Source organism: Marinomonas profundi, from assembly GCF_020694005.1.
In the GTDB taxonomy this organism is placed as follows: domain Bacteria; phylum Pseudomonadota; class Gammaproteobacteria; order Pseudomonadales; family Marinomonadaceae; genus Marinomonas; species Marinomonas profundi.
Window position 1 is genome coordinate 1,807,646 of sequence record NZ_CP073013.1, and the last position, 18,944, is coordinate 1,826,589.

At 47.3% G+C, this 18,944-nt stretch carries 15 protein-coding genes; 2 read left to right on the forward strand and 13 right to left on the reverse strand.

Annotated features, from left to right (window positions below):
• Positions 1–20: 20 nt before the first annotated feature.
• From J8N69_RS08475 to J8N69_RS08515, 9 genes are all read right to left on the reverse strand, one after another.
• On the reverse strand, positions 21–980 hold the full coding sequence (locus tag J8N69_RS08475) for an AraC family transcriptional regulator (RefSeq protein WP_168823542.1): 960 nt from the start codon (positions 978–980) through the stop codon (positions 21–23).
• A 265-nt stretch (positions 981–1,245) separates the two neighbouring features.
• Positions 1,246–2,310, reverse strand: coding sequence for a peptide ABC transporter ATP-binding protein (locus J8N69_RS08480; RefSeq protein ID WP_168823540.1), 1,065 nt, complete (start codon positions 2,308–2,310; stop codon positions 1,246–1,248).
• The gene (gene dppD, locus J8N69_RS08485; protein WP_168823538.1) at positions 2,307–3,275 is read right to left on the reverse strand and encodes a dipeptide ABC transporter ATP-binding protein; all 969 of its coding nucleotides are present in this window, start codon (positions 3,273–3,275) and stop codon (positions 2,307–2,309) included. The genes J8N69_RS08480 and dppD overlap by 4 nt, the downstream gene beginning before the upstream one ends.
• An 11-nt stretch (positions 3,276–3,286) precedes the next feature.
• Positions 3,287–4,201: a dipeptide ABC transporter permease DppC gene (gene dppC / locus J8N69_RS08490; RefSeq protein WP_211084906.1), complete on the reverse strand. Its 915-nt coding sequence runs from the start codon at positions 4,199–4,201 to the stop codon at positions 3,287–3,289.
• A 10-nt stretch (positions 4,202–4,211) separates the two neighbouring features.
• Positions 4,212–5,222: an ABC transporter permease subunit gene (locus tag J8N69_RS08495; protein ID WP_168823536.1), complete on the reverse strand. Its 1,011-nt coding sequence runs from the start codon at positions 5,220–5,222 to the stop codon at positions 4,212–4,214.
• A 172-nt stretch (positions 5,223–5,394) separates the two neighbouring features.
• A complete protein-coding gene (locus J8N69_RS08500; RefSeq protein WP_168823534.1) occupies positions 5,395–6,987 on the reverse strand; it encodes an ABC transporter substrate-binding protein in 1,593 nt (530 codons plus the stop codon).
• A 585-nt stretch (positions 6,988–7,572) separates the two neighbouring features.
• Entirely contained in the window at positions 7,573–8,439 is an 867-nt protein-coding gene (locus J8N69_RS08505) for an NAD(P)-dependent oxidoreductase (protein WP_168823532.1), read from the reverse strand.
• 431 nt (positions 8,440–8,870) lie between these two features.
• Entirely contained in the window at positions 8,871–9,494 is a 624-nt protein-coding gene (locus J8N69_RS08510) for an SGNH/GDSL hydrolase family protein (RefSeq protein WP_227804015.1), read from the reverse strand.
• Positions 9,495–9,721: 227 nt separating this feature from the next.
• The gene (locus J8N69_RS08515) at positions 9,722–11,707 is read right to left on the reverse strand and encodes a methyl-accepting chemotaxis protein (RefSeq protein WP_168823528.1); all 1,986 of its coding nucleotides are present in this window, start codon (positions 11,705–11,707) and stop codon (positions 9,722–9,724) included.
• A gap of 177 nt (positions 11,708–11,884) precedes the next feature.
• On the opposite strand from J8N69_RS08515, the gene J8N69_RS08520 reads away from it, so the two are divergent.
• A complete protein-coding gene (locus J8N69_RS08520) occupies positions 11,885–13,054 on the forward strand; it encodes an aldose 1-epimerase family protein (protein ID WP_168823527.1) in 1,170 nt (389 codons plus the stop codon).
• On the opposite strand, the gene J8N69_RS08525 is transcribed toward J8N69_RS08520, so the two are convergent.
• Positions 13,029–13,484, reverse strand: a complete 456-nt coding sequence (locus J8N69_RS08525) for a gamma-glutamylcyclotransferase family protein (protein WP_227804016.1) — start codon at positions 13,482–13,484, stop codon at positions 13,029–13,031. The two genes, J8N69_RS08520 and J8N69_RS08525, sit on opposite strands and share 26 nt — an antisense overlap.
• A 159-nt stretch (positions 13,485–13,643) precedes the next feature.
• The gene (locus J8N69_RS08530) at positions 13,644–14,696 is read right to left on the reverse strand and encodes a bifunctional transcriptional activator/DNA repair enzyme AdaA (RefSeq protein WP_168823525.1); all 1,053 of its coding nucleotides are present in this window, start codon (positions 14,694–14,696) and stop codon (positions 13,644–13,646) included.
• Positions 14,697–14,955: 259 nt separating this feature from the next.
• On the opposite strand from J8N69_RS08530, the gene ypfH reads away from it, so the two are divergent.
• Entirely contained in the window at positions 14,956–15,570 is a 615-nt protein-coding gene (ypfH, locus tag J8N69_RS08535; RefSeq protein WP_168823523.1) for an esterase, read from the forward strand.
• Positions 15,571–15,658: 88 nt separating this feature from the next.
• Here ypfH and J8N69_RS08540 read toward each other — a convergent pair whose 3' ends face one another.
• On the reverse strand, positions 15,659–17,566 hold the full coding sequence (locus tag J8N69_RS08540) for a methyl-accepting chemotaxis protein (RefSeq protein WP_168823521.1): 1,908 nt from the start codon (positions 17,564–17,566) through the stop codon (positions 15,659–15,661).
• A gap of 136 nt (positions 17,567–17,702) precedes the next feature.
• A complete protein-coding gene (locus tag J8N69_RS08545; RefSeq protein WP_067038543.1) occupies positions 17,703–18,674 on the reverse strand; it encodes an IS5 family transposase in 972 nt (323 codons plus the stop codon).
• Between the last annotated feature and the right edge of the window lie 270 nt (positions 18,675–18,944).

Sequence of the window (18,944 nt, forward strand, 5' to 3'; positions counted from 1 at the left end):
TCTGTTTTTTTTTGATTTGATTAATAAGAAAAATCACGCAATGTTTTTGAGGGTAATTCCCCTATTTGCTCACGGTATTGCGCCGAGAATCGCCCTAAATTGGTAAAGCCATACTTCAATGCCACCTGAGTCACATTCTTAATCCGCTCATTGTTTTTTAATTCCGCATGCACACTTTCTAGTTTCAGACGACGAACATAGGTTGAGGGGGTTAGCCCTGTTTCACGCTCAAACAAATTGTAAAGTGATTTACGGCTAATCTGGCATAGACTGGCCAATTCGTCGATCGTGATGTCAGTGGTAATATTGTCTAATACGTAATGACGAATGCGCGCAATATAGCGATGTAATGAGGCGTTAGACACGGAATCTGAACGGACATTACTGTTGAAGATATTGAGAATGGCGCTATTGAGTAGCTTGCAGTAATACACCAGCGCCCGTTCGTTAAGGGTCGATTTATCTTGCTGCAGCATGTCATTTAGCAGATTAAATAACGGCCCCGCCATGGGAAAACGATGGGCGGCCGAATCAAACTGAATCGCTCCAGCGGGTGATAAATAACCAAACTCAAGCAGCGTTTGGTGTAAAAAATCCGTGGGGATTTTCACCATGAGCTTTTTACAGTCTGCCGAGTCATCGGATTCAAAATGCGTATTAGGCATAATCATCAGCGAATCGCCGGCGGTTAATAGGCGCTCTGTGCCTTGGCCTTGTACAACACTGCGGCCAGTCAGAATCACCTGTAAAAAATACGCGTTTGACACCTTGGGAGCGTGCACCTGTACTGATGCCCCAACGCCATACTCTAAAATAGTAAGAGGGCCGAACGCTTTAAACTTCAGCGTTGCGAGCTTTTGTTGCGCTGTACTTTCAATAAAATGATGCTCCCCGAAGCCCTTGTCTAATAAAATACCAGCAAGCGCTTGAGTAGAGGCGTCTACAAGTTGAAGATCGTAAGTTGAAAAATCAAATCTCATAACAACACACCAATGCATTAATTGTTTTTATAAGCCAGCAAGTTTAGGTAATGCCTAAATTGCTATTAACGTGCCTAGTGAGTGTAGTGCGTGAGGCTTTTAATTAGTCATCCATTTTTTAGGTCAACACATCAATTATTGGTATAGTAAACAGTCATAAAAGCCGTCCATAAAAAAACGCCATAAAAAAAACGCCCTTGCGGGCGTTCAAAAGCTCACTTTTCAGTGAGTCGGGTATGATCTGTTTGCTAGGCAGCGCGACGGGTTACGCGGCGTCGATGCTGATGGCGTCGATGCGCTTTTCTTCCACCGCGTGACAGGCGATCATGTGGCCTTGTTCTTGCGCTGCCTGATCGTCTAATCTCAGCAATGGCGTTTCGCTTTTGCAGCGCTCGTTGGCGTAGCTGCAACGTCCGTGGAAAGCGCAACCAGAAGGCGGATTCAGCGGTGAAGGCAATTCGCCTTGCAGCTTAATACGCACCCGACGTTTATCGGGCGAAAGCTGCGGCGTACTAGACAGCAAAGCCAAGGTGTAAGGGTGTTTAGGGTTCTCGAATAGTTGCTCACGCGTGCCTTGTTCCACCACTTTGCCCAAGTACATCACCATCACGTCGTCGGCGATGTGTTCTACCACAGACAAATCGTGCGAGATAAACACATAGCTCAAGCCAAACTCTTGCTGCAAATCCATCATCAGGTTCAATACTTGTGCCTGAACCGAGACATCTAGTGCCGATACAGGTTCGTCAGCAACAATGACGTTAGGGTCGAGCATCAAGCCGCGAGCGATGGCAATACGCTGGCGCTGACCACCGGAAAACATGTGCGGGTAACGCTCGTAATGTTCGGTTTTCAAGCCAACTTTCGCCATGATAGCGAGGGCCTTTGCTTTGCGTTCGGCTTTGGAAAGCTTGGTGTTAATCACCAAAGGCTCTTCCAAAATGGCACCGATTTTCTTGCGCGGATTCAGCGAGCCATAAGGGTTTTGGAAGATGATTTGGATCTTCTGACGTAGCTTTGCTTGCGCGTCAGAACTTAAGGTGAGTAAGTCTTCCCCTAGGTGCGACAAGCTACCCTCAGTGGGCGTTTCAATCATGGTGAGCATGCGACCAAGGGTGGATTTACCGCAACCTGATTCACCTACCACCGCAAGGGTTTTGCCCTTTTCTAGATTGAAGCTAATGCCATCGACGGCTTTCACCACCACGTCCGGTTTAAAGAAACCTTGTCTGACGTGGTAATGCTGCTTTAGATTTTCAGCCTTTAAAATTAATTGGCTATCTAATGTATTGTCGGATGTATTGTCGGATGAATTATTAAATTGATTCATGCGGCGGGTCTCCCTTCGCTGTCCAATGGCGTATGGCATTTTACTTGGCGGTCAAGATCGCCTTGGTTGGCAGGTTCCACCTTACGACAATGATCGGTCGCATAAGGGCAGCGCGGGCTGAGCAAACAACCCAAAGGTCGATCATATTGACCCGGAACCACGCCCGGCAAGGCTTCTAGTCGTGCTTTACCGGCGGCGGACTCTGGCAAAGAAGCCAGCAATGCCTGCGTATACGGATGTCTTGGTGTACTGAAGACTTCCGCTGCGGGGCCAGATTCGACGATTTGACCGGCGTACATCACAATAACGCGATGGGCGACTTCGGCGACTAAGGCCAAGTCATGGGTGATCAACACCAAGCCCATTTGTTTTTTGCGCTGCAGTTCGATCAATAGATCAATGATCTGCGCTTGAATGGTCACGTCTAGCGCCGTGGTTGGCTCGTCGGCGATCAATAAACGCGGATCACAAGCAATCGACATGGCGATCATCACCCGCTGGCTCATACCGCCTGAGAGCTGATGAGGGTAATTGTCCAAACGCGATTCCGGCGCCGGAATGCCCACTTGCTTTAACAGTTCAAGGGCGCGCGCTTTGAGCTCTTTTTTGCTGCCGCCTTGGTGCGTTTTTAACGCTTCAATGATCTGATAACCGACGGTAAAGCATGGATTCAGGCTGGTCATCGGATCTTGGAAGATCATCGCAATGTCGGAACCTGTTAGCTTACGACGTTGCTTTTCTGGCATGGCTTGCAGATCCTGACCGTCGAAGGTCAACTGGTCTGCACTGACTTTGCCGGGAAAATCGATCAAGCCCATAATAGACAATGAACTGACACTTTTGCCTGAGCCAGATTCCCCCACGATGCCGAGAACTTCCCCTTCTTCGACCTTGTAACTGATGTTATCCACGGCGCGAAAATTGCCGAAGGTAACGCTTAAATTTTCCAACTGTAACAGTGACATAACAACCTCTCTTACTGTTTCAACTTGGGATCAAGGGCATCACGTAAGCCATCGCCCATGAGGTTAAACGCCAGTACTGTGATCAAAATCATCAAACCGGGGAAAGTCACCACCCACCAAGCGCGCTGCACAAATTGCAAGGCATCGGCCAACATAGAGCCCCATTCTGGGGTCGGTGGTTGCGCGCCAAGGCCCAAAAAGCCAAGGGCCGCCATGTCGAGAATGGCGCTAGAAAAGCCTAATGTGGCCTGTACGATTAACGGCGCCAAGCAGTTTGGCAAAATGCACACAAACATCAAACGCAGTGGACTCGCGCCAAGCACCTTGGACGAGGTGACGTAATCGCGGGACATTTCCGCCATGGTCGCGGCACGGGTTAAGCGCACATAATGCGGCAGCGAGACAATGGAAATCGCCAACGCGGCGTTGACAATGCTTGGCCCCAAGATTGCCACAATCGCAATCGCCAACAACAAGCTTGGCATTGCCAACATAATGTCGACAATGCGCATGATGGCGGTGTCTATCATGCCTTTAAAATAACCGGCCACTAGGCCAAGTAAAATGCCCATGATCAAAGACGCGGTCACCGCGACGATGCCAACGGCAATCGACAGGCGTGAGCCATAGATCAAACGTGACAAAATATCGCGGCCTACATCGTCTGTGCCTAAGACAAATGACCAGTTACCGCCTTCTAACCAAGCCGGAGGCAATAACAGCGCATCACGGTATTGATCCGATGGCGAATGTGGCGCGACAAAGTTAGCAAACACCGCCATAAAGCAAATAATTAAAATAACAATCAGACCCGCTACCGCGCCTTTGTTGCTGCTGAAATAGTGCCAAAATTCTTGCAATGGCGTCATTGGCGCGGGGGCGGTCAATGGCATGCTCGTCGTGGACGTTTTAGTAGATGTCGTCATAAACGCCTCCTTAGCGGCTGTGTCGAATACGTGGGTTAACGATGCCGTAAGTGATATCTACCAAGAGATTCACCACAATGATGATACAAGCGACAATCAAAATACCGCCTTGTACAACGGGATAATCACGGCGTCCGATGGATTCGATCAGCCATTTACCAATGCCCGGCCAAGCAAATACTGTCTCGGTCAAAATCGCCCCAGAAAGCAAAATACCCACTTGCAAGCCGATCACGGTAATCACCGGAATCAAGGCGTTACGCAACGCATGAATCACGATAACGCGCCAAGGAGCGATGCCTTTGGCGCGGGCGGTACGAATGTAATCTTCGCTTAATACTTCCAGCATAGAAGAGCGCGTCATACGGGCGATCACCGCCATAGGAATGGTACCAAGCACAATACTGGGCAACACCAGATGCGAAACCGCAGACGTAAACGCACCCGCCTCGTCAGATAAGAGCGAGTCTATTAGCATGAAGCCGGTCACATCCTCAATCCAGTAGACGACGTCGATCCGCCCCGAGACAGGCGTCCAACCCAGATTAACGGAAAACACCAACATCAATAACAGCGCCCACCAGAAGATGGGCATCGAATAGCCGGTGAGAGAGAAGGTCATTACCGAGTGATCAATAAAGGTGCCGCGCTTTACCGCGGCAAAAATACCCGCGGGTAAACCAATAAAAATGGCAAAAATAGCCGCACATACCGCCAGCTCTATTGTGGCGGGAAAGAGCGTGAGAAATTCTTTCATCACCGGTTCGCGGGTGATCAAGGAGTTACCCAAGTCGCCTTGCAATACACCAGTGACATAATGGAAATACTGCTCATACAAGGGCTTATCAAAGCCCAGTTGCGCACTTAATTCGGCGTGGCGTTCTGCGCTCACACCGCGTTCGCCGGCCATCACTTCAATAGGGTCACCGGGAATTAAGCGAATAAGGGTAAAAGTCAGCAAGGTGATTCCGATAAAAGTCGGAATGACGAGGCTTAAGCGACGGAAAATAAACTGGAACATAAAGGACAGGCTCTCTTGAGATATTATGTGATCGAGCAAGTTGCTCGGTCAGCAAGACATCTGCTCGCGTCCCAGCGAGCAGATGTCTTGTAGTCCGAAGACTTTTGTTAGTCCGAAGACTTTTGTTAGTCCGAAGACTTTTTAGCCCTAAGGGCTTACTTCGAAACGTCGATTATTTGCTGACGTTATAGAAGTAGTGACCACCCAATGGGTCAATTTTGTAGCCTTTTACTTCTTTACGGATCGGCTCGTAAACCACTGAGTGGGCGAGGGTGATCCAAGGTGCTTCACGTTTGAAGACTTCCTGAGCTTTTTCGTAGTCTTTGGTACGTTCGGCTTTGTCAGACGTTTGTTTGGCTTTTAGAAGCAAGTTATTGAACTCTTCGTTACACCACTGGGCACGGTTCGCGCCACCAACAGCGTCACAGCCTAACAAAACATATAGGAAGTTATCTGGGTCACCGTTATCACCGGTCCAACCTAGCAATACGGTATCGTGTTCACCATTTTTAGAACGGTTTAGGTATTCACCCCATTCGTAAGAAACGATTTCTGCTTTCACACCGATTTTAGACCAGTCTTCTTGCATGATTTCGGCCATACGGCGGGCATTTGGGTTGTATGGACGTTGTACTGGCATAGCCCAGATATTGGTAGAGAAACCATCAGGATAACCCGCTTCAGCCAGCAATTTTTTCGCTTTTACAGGATCGTATGGATAATCAACAATGTTCTTGTTGTACGACCACATAGTGGGTGGAATAGGGTTTTTAGCGTCTTTGCCTGCGCCTTGGAACACGGCGTCAATGATGGCGCTCTTGTCGGTGGCTAAGCTTAGGGCTTGGCGAACACGAACATCAGTGAAAGGGGCTTTTTGTGTGTTAAACGCCAAATAACCTACGTTCAAGCCTTCTTGGCTCATTAGGTTGATATTTGGATCCGCTTCCATCTGCTTAAGATCCGCAGGATTCGGATAAGGCATGATGTCGCACTCACCCGCTTTTAGCTTTGCGTAACGCACTGAAGCGTCTGGTGTGATAGAGAAAACCAGACGATCGATTTTTGCTTTGCCTTTCCAGTAGTCTTGGAAAGCGGTGTAGCGGATCAAAGAGTCTTTCTGGTACTGAACTTTTTGGAAAGGACCGGTGCCCACTGGATCAAGGTCTAACTTCTCTGGCGTGCCGGCTTTCATATAAGCATCGGCTTGTTCTTTGGAAAAGATCGACGCAAAGTCCATCGCAAGGTTGGCGATGAAAGGCGCTTCAGGCTTGCTTAAAATGAATTTGACCGTGTAGTCGTCGACTTTCACCATCTCTTTAATCAAGGTGTCCATGCCCATGCCGGTGAAGTACTCGTAAGAGCCGCCAGACACAGTGTGGTAAGGGTTGTTTTTGTTACCCTGACGGTCAAAGGTAAAAATCACATCGTCAGCGTTAAAATCACGGGTCGGTTTGAAATCTTTTGCCGAATGAAACTTCACGCCTTTGCGTAAATGGAAAGTGTATTCAAGGCCATCGCTGGATACGTCATAGCTTTCTGCTAATCCTGGCTCTGTTTCAGTGGTACCCAGTTTGAACTCGATTAAACGGTTGAACATGTTTTTCGAGGTTGCATCAAAAGTGGTACCCGCGGTGTAAAACGCTGGGTTAAAGCCTTCTGGGCTGCCTTCTGAGCAATAAACCAGTGTGGTTGCAGCGTGAGCAGAGGTACTGATTGCTCCGGCGGCCATAAGTGCAAGCGTTATTTTTGCTAGCCCTGTTTTCATTGTCACTCTCCATTAACATAATTATTGTCGTGCTAAGCACGTGGGAAGTCGAATCAAGGTGTTCGTTACTTTTGTGTTTTTTTGAGGGTGAAAAGCGGCTTTTAGCGTTGCTGTCATGACCGTTAATAAAACAAACCCCATCCAAACTCCTAGTTCGAATGGGGTTGTTCTGCCTCGTCCCTGAGCCCCCTTTAGCTATAAAAGATGCACCTGAATACACAGAAGCATCAAGAACAGCGTCTCTGAAGATTACTCAAGCCTATTTAAATAACCAATCGAAATAACGATATGGCCTATACGTGGAATGAATACAGAATGGCTATAAAGGGTGGGAGGCCTTGAAAACAAAGGCATTGAAGGGAAATGCCTGGCGTAATAAAAGTGAAAAAAAAGAGACGACATTGTCATAAAAAGTTGAGAAAAAGAAAATAACCCCTCCCTAGCCCTTTTCTTGAAAGACATAAGGGATGGCAAGGATTTCGCACCTCCCCCTATTTAGATAAGGGGGACAGTGACAATTCGGGTCTGCTCCTCCCCCTTGTGTCTTGAAGGGGGAGGCTGGGATGGGGTCACTTTAGGAGGAGGTTATTTCTTATCCAATGCCTTAATTAAGACCGATGTGTCTTGGCGGCCACGGCCTTCTGCGATTAAATCTTGATAGTCTTGGTCGACGGTTTGGGTGAGTGGCAGTGTTAAGCCCATTTTTTCCGCTTGAGCAAGGCATAAGCCTAAGTCTTTATGCATCCATTCAATAGCGAAGCCGAAATCAAATTCGTCTTTTGCCATGCTGGGGCCGCGGTTCTCTAATTGCCAAGATCCCGCCGCGCCATGTTTGAGCGTATCGACTAATGTGGCAATGTGTAGATTCGCTTTTTGGGCAAAACGAATGCCTTCGGATAAGCCAGAGAGTACGCCTGCGATCAGGATTTGATTGACCATTTTTGCCATTTGGCCGTTGCCGACAGGCCCCATTAGGCTGGTGGCTTTGGCATAGCAATCCAACACGGCTTGCGCTTTGTCTAGATCACGTTGAGAACCGCCTATCATCACGGTTAAGACGCCGTTAATCGCGCCAGCTTGACCGCCAGATACCGGTGCATCCATGAACAAGAACCCACGCTCTCGCGCGGCTTGATGAAGCTCTTTTGCCACTTCGGCAGACGCGGTGGTGTGGTCAATAAACAGTGTACCGGCCTTGGCATGTTGAAACGCGCCTGCTGGGCCCAAATACACCGAGCGCAAGTCGTCGTCATTGCCAACACAGGTCAAAACGATGTCGGCATCTTGTGCCGCAAGGGCCGGCGTGGTGGCAAACGTGCCGCGGTATTCCTCACACCATTTTTGGGCTTTTGCTGTGGATCGGTTATAGACCACAAGGCTGTGGCCCGCTTTGCTGACATGTCCTGCCATTGGGTAACCCATTGTACCCAGTCCGATGAAGCTTACTTTCATTGCTTTTTCCTTTACTGCCTAGGTTCGAGATGGCTTAAATAATACGGATTTGCTGATGAATTACGAGGCACAAAAAGCCATAAAATCAGGCATACAGAAGTAAATACGGGTGTTCACTAGCAAATATTGTGACCTGGGTGTGGGCGCGATACCCTGTGGATAACTTTGTGCAAGAAAATATTAATGAGCGATTATTTCGTGAAAATGCGACGACGTTCAAATAATCGTGCATATTTCATACAATTTTCATGCTTTCCTTTTGGGCTGCTAGATCTTCCTTCCTTTGTCAATAGCTGAAAGCGCTTGTTCGTTAACATGGTTGAATTTTATCGCATTTTTTATGGCTCTAAGCGGGTTTCTCGGCGGTTTGCTTTGGTCGTTTTGACTCTTCCAATAAAAACAAAAAATCTATTTAAAACATATTGTTATGATCAAACCTTGCCTTTTAGAAGAGAAAACACTGCCTCAGCCAGTTGCTCGTTTGCTTGGGCATCCAGATGCACACCATCAATCTCACTGGGTTGTAGGATGCCTGCAGAATTGAGGAAGAGGCATTTATTGTGAACCGCAACATCTTGGTAGTATTGATGAAAATGTTGAGACTTTTCAACGGCTCCATCAAAACTTTCGGCCACCGCCCCGTTTGGGGATAAAATATTTGGCGGTGCAATGATCAGCAAGATTGGGCTAGGAAAGCCATGAGTGTTTGGCATTTTTGACTTTTCGATCAGTTTTTCTATTCCTTTTGCTGCCTCGTAAGCCCCCACATTAAAATGCCGCTTCAAATCATTGGTGCCTAACATGATGATTAAAATATCAACTGGGCCAAAGGTTTCCAGCGCCGCTTGCAGATACGCAAGGCCATTTCGACCTTCTAAAAAAGGATCGTTCCATAACGTCGTGCGACCAGGCAAGCCCAAATTAATGACCTGATGGTGCTTACCTAATCGCTCATTGAGTTGGCTTGGCCAGCGTAGATGTTTTGGGTAACGTCCGCCATTCGGTACGCTGCCCCAAGTGAGTGAATCGCCATAACAAAGAATTGTCGTCATCATGTTCCCCTTGCCGGTTGCTTGCAGCTATTTGCTTGCTACTACTTGCTTACTACTAAATAGTGCTTTGCTCATTAAATAGTGTAGCTACTTTGGCGATGCTTAGAGCAAAATATCCTGTTAATCCTTGCTGGTGAAATAAGCTGACAGGGCCTAATAAAACGAAAAAAAGCCATGATGATCGAGTCATCATGGCTTTTTAGTCGTTAAAGAAAATGCTGGTTTAGGGGTTATTTCAGCGCGTTTAGACGTTTTGCGATGGCGTCTATTTCTTGGCTCATACGGCTCAGTTGGTTTGAGTCACTGGCATTACTGCCGGTGAGTTCCTGTAGCCGAGACACAAACATGCTCAAGTCCTGCGACACTTTCTGTTGTTCGCCAGCGGCAACAGAGATTTGCGTGGCTTGATCGGTGATTTGTGAAAACGCGTCAACCACGTGTTGCAAATGGGCGGCGGTGGATTCCGCTGTGGTCACGGCCCGTTGGGTTTCACTGTGTCCCAGCTCCATGGAGCTCACCGACTCTTTAGACGCTACCTGTAAGCGCCCTAGCACTTGTTCTATCTCCACCGCAGAGCTTTCGCTCTTCGCGGCTAGGTTACGCACTTCGTCGGCCACCACCGCAAAGCCGCGGCCTGTTTCTCCGGCTCTTGCGGCCTCAATAGCGGCGTTTAATGCCAGTAGGTTCGTTTGCTCGGCAATGTCTCTAATCACTCCCAACATGCCGTTTGCGCGGCGGCTGTCTTCGTCCAATTGCAGAATGTTGGTTTGTGCCTGCGTCATGGCATGGGTTAAAGAACGCATGGTTTCAATCACCGTGTTCATTTCTTTGCCGCTATTACGCACGTCTTGGTGAATACGCTCTACGGTTTCTTTGGTTTCGTTCGCATACATGGCGACATCGTGAGAGGTCGCGCCAAGCTCTTCTGTGGCGGCGGCCAGCGTGGTGTTCTCGTCACTTAGGCTATTCGCCTTGCTTAAAAAATCGTTACTAAAGGTGCTAAGACGACCAGCGTCTTTTACCAAGTTGGCTGATTCTATGTGAATGTGTTCCAGTAGTTTTTTCAATTTATCGCCATAGGCATTGACCGCCTGACGCAAGTCGCCCAGCTCATTTAATTTGCCCACGTCAAGCTCTTGGCTGCTGCCGCCATCGGCAAGTTCTTGGATTTGTTGTGTGGTTTGATTGACCTTATTCAACAAGCTACGGAAGAAGGTGGCGGCGATAATACCGACAATAATCAGCAAGGCCCCAATGGTTAATACTAGAAACAAACCCATACTTTGGGCTATTTCTGTCATCCGTGCTTTGGAGACGACTAAGCCAATGGTCCAGCCTGTTTGGGGATGTTCAAACAGATTAACGTAGGCTTCACCGCCCAGAATGTTGTCATGATCCAGAGAAACGATTTGCCCTGATCGCCCGGCCTTGACCAAGGCGGGTTTTAGCCAAGGCAGTTGGTTGCCCAGCTCTGTTGATGTCAGCATGCTGCCATCGTTTTTAACAAGGTCTGCCTTATCTTTTGGGAAGCTTAACACTTGGCCTGTCTGGTCAATGGCAAACACATAGCCTTGATTCTCTTTGCCGTATTGTTCCAATGTTGCTGTGATGCCATCGAGCATCATGTCGACGGTGGTGACACCGGTAAATGTATTGCTCTCTTTCATGGGGATAGTACAGGTCACCATAGGAATATTGGTGATAGGGTCAATGTAGGCCTCTGACCAAGAACAAAGCTTGGTGGTGCCTGTTTTGCCAACTGTGTACCAGCTTTCGTTATGATAACCCGAGCTTGATGGGTCATTGTAATCGTCCAGATAGCTCATATTGGCGCCATCACGTCCCCAGAAAAAGCTGCGCCGCTCGGTGCCTTTGGTGAAGACAGAAGGTTCTGGCCAAATCCCTCCGCCGGCAATGCTTTTGTCGCCATGGTTATTGATAATACTGGGAAAGACCTTTTTAAATAAGGCTTCCTCTTTTGGAAGCTGAGATCCTGCTAGAGCCAATGTACTGGTTAATAACTGAATTTTCTCCAGCTTGGCACTGAGTAAATCACTTAAATCGTTTTGATTGACCGTAATTTGTCTTTGTCGCTCAGCGGTTAGATCGGGTTTTACTTTGAGTTCGACAACGAGAAAAATACTGGCAAGCGCGAGCAGAAAAATGACCACTAAGCCAATGTTAATCTGCTGACGAATTCGAATTGGAGACTTCATAATAACCTCACTCTATCAATGCAACATGGGGGATATTTAAAACAATAGTCGTATATAAAGACTGAGATCAAGCGCATTTTTTACACAATTTGTAACAAGCTCGTATTCAGAGGGATTGCCAGTAGCCATCAACCAGTGAGCGCGCTAGCATAGGGGGATTTTTTGGGAGTCTAACGTATGTTTCAACTTGTTCTTCTTAGTCATCAACAACAGATTGATGTGGGTAATTTATCGCTGTCTGCTGAGTTAATGGGGTTGCCGAAAGCCATTCCGATCAGTGTACAGCAGACTTGCCTGATGGGCGGCAAGCAAGCGGGTTCGCGTTTGATCACCTTAACCGTGGGTGATTCTGTGGTGCGTGTTGTGCCGACTCGTGGCATGGCGGTGCTGGATGTCGTTAGGAAAGATGCAGCGAGAAAAGACGTGCGCTTTGGTTGGGACTCGCCCGTTAAAGACGTTGTGCATCCCAGCTTTATTAACCAAGAAGCCTCTGGTGGTTTGGGCTGGTTAGATGGTTTTAACGAGATGGTCGTGCGCTGTGGTTACCAGTGGGCGGGGCATCCCGGTCAAGATGGCGATGAGTTTTTAACGCTGCATGGTCGTATTCAAAATACGCCCGCCGACGAGGTGGTTTTAGAGGTTGAGCAAGTGCCGCCTTATCGTGTGACCTTGCGTGGCCGAGTCGATGAAAAACGTTTCAAATCCACTAACTTTGAGTTGCAAACCGCCTTGTCATTAACGCCCGATGAGCCGTATTTGCTGCTGGAAGACACCTTGACCAATAAAGGCAGTTATCCGCGTGAATATCAGGCGATTTATCACAATAACTTTGCTCAGCCAATTCTGGAAAGCGGCGCGCAACTGCATGTTCCCATGGCGGAGTTATCGCCCTTCAATGATTATGCGGCGGGTGGTTTGAGCGATTGGAATCAGATGCCAGCGCCAACCAAAGCGTTTGACGAAATGGTGTTTAACATTCGCCCTATTAGTGACGAAAACGGCTTTTCTCATGCCTTATTGCACAATGCCAACGCCAGCTGTGGCATAGAGGTGAGTTATCACACCGATACCTTGCCCGTGCTGACCGTATGGAAAAATACCGACACACTGGAGCAAGGTTATGTGGTGGGCATCGAACCGGGCACCAGCTTCGCTTATAACCGTGCTTATCAGCGAGATTTAGGCTTGGTGCCGACCATTGCGGCGGGTGAGTCGAAACACTTTGTGGTGCGTTTTGGCTTGTTAACGCAAGCAGAGCAAGTCAACGCCAGTGTGGCGAATATTGCCCAATTACAAAACAGTCAAACCGCGCAAGTCTTGTCTACGCCGATTGTGCGTCTTGGTTAGACATACTTTGGCTAGACATACTTTGGCGAGTTATGTCTTGGCGAGGCATAACGGTTCGGGAGTATCGCTCCCAATCGCCTGCTTCCATGTACGGCGCGTGGTCTAGGGATTTGTTGTACACGTAAATCCAGCCTCGTCCATAGGGCGAGAAAACGCGCTTTCTAATGTACAAAGAGCTTTCTGGTGTCTTTGGGTCGTAACCTTCGAGTTGATCCAAAGACGCGAGTATTTCGTCTGATACGTCATACCATTCGACGCGTATCCGACCGCCGTTTTCATGGGTTGATACAATCCCTGGGAAGTCTCCTAGATTGTGCATGCGAAAGCCTGTTAACCAGCCGAGGCCGATGCGCTTGCATTCGGCTAGAAGTTGGTGATTATTAAGTCCTTCACGAAGCGTTCCATATACAGCAACAATGTTTGTCGGCATGTTAAATTCCATCCAGTCACGATCAAAGTGCACAAGATGGACTGACCCAGCAGGCATTTCAAGAGGGCTATCGGGAAATTACATTGCCATGACACAACCTTGATGTATTCATGAGGTTAGCGTCACAGGGCGATGAATTTTTGCGGTCTTTTAGGTTTTTTAGCGGTGTGTCTTTTCATGATCCAATAACCAGCGTTTGCGTTCTAGTCCTCCAGAATAGCCGGTTAAGCTGCCATCTTTGCCTATCACTCGATGGCAAGGAATAACAATGGCAATGCGGTTCATACCATTGGCGCGGGCGACGGCTCTGACGGCGTTGGGGTTGTTCAAGCGAATGGCTTGTTCTTGATAGCTGGCGGTGTCACCAAAAGGAATGGAACCCAAGGCTTGCCAGACGGCGTTTTGAAAATCGGTGCCCGGCGTGTGGAGCGGTACCGAGAAGGTTTTCCGTTGGCCTGCAAAATATTCCTCCAGCTCTGTTTTAAGCTGTGTCATATGGGCGTTTTCCCCCGTTATGATCGGTGCTTTTAAACGCCGTTGTAAGTCTTCAAATTCGGTTTCTAACATGCGTCGATCAACGAATTCTAGTAGACAAATGCCGTCATCCGTCGCGCAAACAAACATCGGCCCAATCGGCGTGGTTAACCTATCGATTAGAATCACAGTATTCTCCAAATTCAAGGTTGGCGCATGGCCAAGTAATTTTTTAAAAGTGTAACCGAAACCACTTAACGAGTCGTAGCCCGAATCCAACGCAGTATGAGTGGCGGTTTTGCCGGTCTTTAATTCTTGAAAGGCATAATTGATACGGTACATGCGCTGAAACGTTTGAAACGTCATGCCGTAATGTTGATTAAACCAACGACGGACAAAAATGGGCCGGATGCCGGATTCTCTTAACTGCTGGTCGGTGATTTTGGCCTTAGTGCAATCGCGCACTAGGTTCATCGCGGCTTGCACTTCATCGGGTGCTTCGTGGGCGTTTTCAGTGGGTCGACAGACTTTACAAGGACGAAAACCCGCGTCCATAGCGTCTTTAAAATGCGTGTAAAACACCACGTTTTCGCGCTTTGGCTTGCGCGCCCGACAGCTCGCAATGCAAAAAATAGCCGTGGTTTTCACGCCAACAAAAAACACCCCAACATAGCTTGGTTCACGGTTGAGTAAGGCTTGATAATAACCATCGGCTTGTTTTTCATCTGTTATTAACATGCGCTTGTCCGTTGTTTGAATAATGGATGAAGTCGTGTGTAGTTGAGTTGTGTGTAGTTGAGTCGAGTTTACTGAGTTAGGTTAGCTTGCTTAGCAATCAAGCCACAACCGAAAACTGGACGAGCATTTTTTTATTTTTTAATGGGGCGATAGATTATTTCTAAATACGAAATAGAAACTTAATAAATAGCCTATATATCTTAATTTTGTAAAAGAATAGAGTGTTTATCATTCGAGTGACTCTTTATAAGGATTCTGCATGTCTACTACTCTTTTGATACAAGCGCCGCATTCGCCCACGCATTTGTTTTTATTATTTCATGGTGTTGGTGCTACGCCACAGAGCCTGGCTTTTTTGGGAGGTGTTTTGGCGACGTCTTTCCCCAGCGCCACTATTGTGTCGGTACAAGCACCAGATGCTTCCGATTTTGGACAAGGTTACCAATGGTTTTCGGTACAAGGTGTGACGGAAGAAAATCGCATTGAACGTATCGAAGCGGCGATGCCAGCTTTTGTCGATAGCGTAAAATATTGGCAACAAAAAACCGCTTTAAGCGCGGCTAAAACAACCTTGCTCGGTTTTTCTCAAGGGGCAATTATGGCCTTGTCTTCGACACAAATGGTCGATGAAAAGCTAGCCGAAAAAATAGTGTCTTTGTCTGGGCGATTTGCTTTATTGCCAAAGAGAGAGCCCGTGAATACGCAAATACATTTTATCCATGGTGATCAGGACAAGGTGATTGACTATCGTCTGTCTAAATCAGCGTATGACGCTTTGATAGGTTATGGTGCAAAGGCGACTTATGATCTTATTCCAGGTCTGGCTCATACGGTGAATCAGGCTGTTTTGGATCGTTTGTTAGGGCATTTATAGAGCATTTATGGACAATGAAAAAGCCCTAACGCCAGTGTTCTGGTGTTAGGGCTAGGGGAGAGATTTTGAAGCGCTTTAACGATGCAGACTAACTAGACTTGAAGCGCGCCACCATGCTTTGCAGTTCCGCCGACAGCGTATTGAGTGCGGTGGCTGTTTGTGAAACTTGCTGAGAAAGATCGCTGGTTTTTATCGTGCCATCATGAATCACGATCACATTGGTGTTAATTTCTTCCGCCACCAAATGTTGCTCCTCGGCGGAGGCGCTGATTTGAATCATCATGTCCTTAATCTCCAAAACGGAATGAAGGATTTTTTCAAAAACTTGGTACGTTTGAGACGCCAATACAACCGACTCTTTTGTCACCGTAACGCTGTTATTCATCTTATTCGCCACAGCGCCTGTTTGTTGTTTTAACTTAGTGAGCATGTTGTCAATTTCGGTCGTTGATTCTGCCGTTCTGCCTGCTAGTGTGCGCACCTCATCGGCAACAACCGCAAATCCACGCCCTTGCTCACCAGCACTAGCCGCTTCAATTGCCGCGTTCAACGCGAGCAAGTTGGTTTGTTCAGCGATGGCTTTAATGGTGTCTAGAATACTAACGATACTCTCAGAATCTTTTGTTAACTCGATCATGCTTTCATTTGAGCTGAAAATTTCTTTTTCTAGATTATTCAAAGAACTCATCGTTTGCTGGATAAGTTTATTGCCTTCTTGTACCTGTGCTTCACTGTTTTCCGCTGCTGCCGCGGCGCTACTGCAGTTTGACGCCACTTCATTCGCGGTAGCGACCATTTCATTAAAGGCGGTTGAGACATGATCAACAGAGTTCACTTGATGTGACGCAATGTTGCTGAGCTCTGATGATAGCCCTTCCGACTTGTTAGCAACTTGGCTGATCTGCTCACAAGACGATTTTGCATGGCCGACGATACTGTCTATCGATGTGACAAACTGATTAAACGCTGACGCCATTTGGCCTGATTCGTCTTTGTCTTTTACTTCTAAGCGCTGTGTTAAATCCCCTTCGCCTTGACTAATATCGGTCAAGCGATCGGCCATAACTTTGACGGGGCGAATCACAATGCCAGACAAAATGGCGCCAATTGTCATAAATATTGCGATCATGACGAGCGCAATAATAACGGTGGTGGTGATCAGACTGTTTGCTTGTGCGTAAATAACCTTGCTTGGAACCAGCCCGATAAACTTCCAGCCAAGAGCGGGTGATGTATAAACCATCGCGAACCATGTTTCTCCATCAATGGTTAGCTCTTGAAGGGCATCGCTATCCTTGAGTGTAGAATAAGGCCGCGAGGCATCTTTAATCGGTTTGAAGTTGTTCTCTGGATCAACAGGGTCGGCTAAGATGGTATTGGTATCTTCCACCATGACCACATAGCCTTCACCACCAAACTTTACTTTGGCCAATAATTCCGTCAGCTTTTTCAAGGTTACATCAACACCAACGGTTCCATACAGACCGTTTTGGCCTTCAAAGCGTTGTAAGTAATCGACTAAAGGCGCTCCGGTAAAAGAGTCTTTATAGGATGGAATGCGGATAGGTGTTTTGCTATCAATCGATTGCTTGTACCAATTATGAGTTGTAGCGTCATAGTTGATGCCATTTTTACCTTTTGGCCACTGCAGGTAACCTGAATCGTTGGTTCCAAGCCAAATATACGCTAGATCTGGGTGTGATTTACCAAAATCATCCATAAGCGCGAACGCTTTTTGCTCTTGAGGAGAGTTTTGCTCTGGGGTCATCATTTCTTGGGTGGTTTTGTTTGCGTAACTCGTGATGCTGTTAGGCGTCAGTTCGTTTAGTGCACCAGATCTTGCGAAAAACGCGACATTTTCGGCAAGGTTATTTAAATACATTGAGAAAATACTATCGACGTGCCCAATCTCTGTCTGACTTTGGGATTCAAAATTCTTTATCGCATTTTTACGCACTTCGCTAATGATGACAGCAGATACAATAAAAACAGGCAAGGGAACATACGAACAAGTAAGACAATTTTTAGCTGACTTTCAGCTTGTGACAGTATTTCCTCAGAAGCGACATTTAATCACCACTTAACCCACTTGTAAGGTACTTCAAGCACCTTACAACCGTTATTTGGACGGATTAACCCCGTGCAGAACGTATCATCTGATCTACTCGTAACAAATTTCCAAGTGCAAACAGCACGGCGAGTTTGTTGTCATTTTTAGACAGGCCTTTGTAGACGACTTTGCGGAACCCAAACTGGCATTTCAGTATTCTAAACGGGTGCTCGACTTTCGCTCGGATACTCGCCTTTAAGTATTCCGTTCGGATCAGCTGCTTGTTGAGGCGGGGGTGCTTTTTCCAAGCACGTATCTTGCTGGGCATCTCAGCTACTAACCAATCGACATTCTTATCTTTTGTTTCTGTGCGCTTTTCTACGCCACGGTAGCCAGAGTCCGCCGATACAAATGACTCATTGCCATGAAGAAGTTCCGTCAACTGGTTTAAATCGTGATCATTGGCAGGCGTCGTGGTGAAGCTGTGAACTAACCCACGCTTTGCATCAACACCGATGTGAGCTTTCATGCCAAAGAACCATTGTTTTCCCTTTTGCGTTTGGTGCATTTCGGGATCGCGTGCATTAGATTTATTTTTGGTGGAACTTGCTGCCTCAATAATCGTCGCATCAACGATTGTCCCTTCTTTAAAGTAGGTGCCAGAATCAGACAGCCATTTGTTTACTTCTTTGAAGAGTTTACGACCCAGCTTATGCTTCTCAAGCAGGTGACGGAAATTCATGATGGTCGTGTGGTCTGGGATCGCACCTTCTAATGATAGGCCAGCAAACAGCCGCATAGAGGTGATCTCGTAAAGGGCATCTTCCATCGCTGGATCACTCATGTTGTACCAGTTCTGCATAAAGTGAATGCGCAGCATGGTAGCGAGAGGGTATGGACGCCGACCATTGCCAGCTTTTGGGTAAAACGGCTCAATCTGAGCTTCGAGCTGTAGCCATGGAATCAGCTCATTCATCCGACCAAGGAAGAGCTCTTTGCGAGTCTTGCGGCGTTTGCTGGTAAATTCGGTATCGGCGAAGGAAAGCTGATTCATGTCATTCGGTCTTGAGGTAATGGTCAGATCGGCATTGTCTCATATTGGGGACTTAATCGCAGTTTCCCAAGATGACGCCTGCGGCCATTAGAGCAATGATTTTAGATCTAACTGTCATGAATACCTCACTTAAGTACCGAATAGAATATAAGACCTATAACGAATTAAAAAAGGGCGCTGGGTGGCAGGGTTCTCTAATGCAATTTTCATTGTCACTTTTATGGTCACTGCAATGAATCTAGGCCATTTTTAGCCATCTGTCAGTATTAA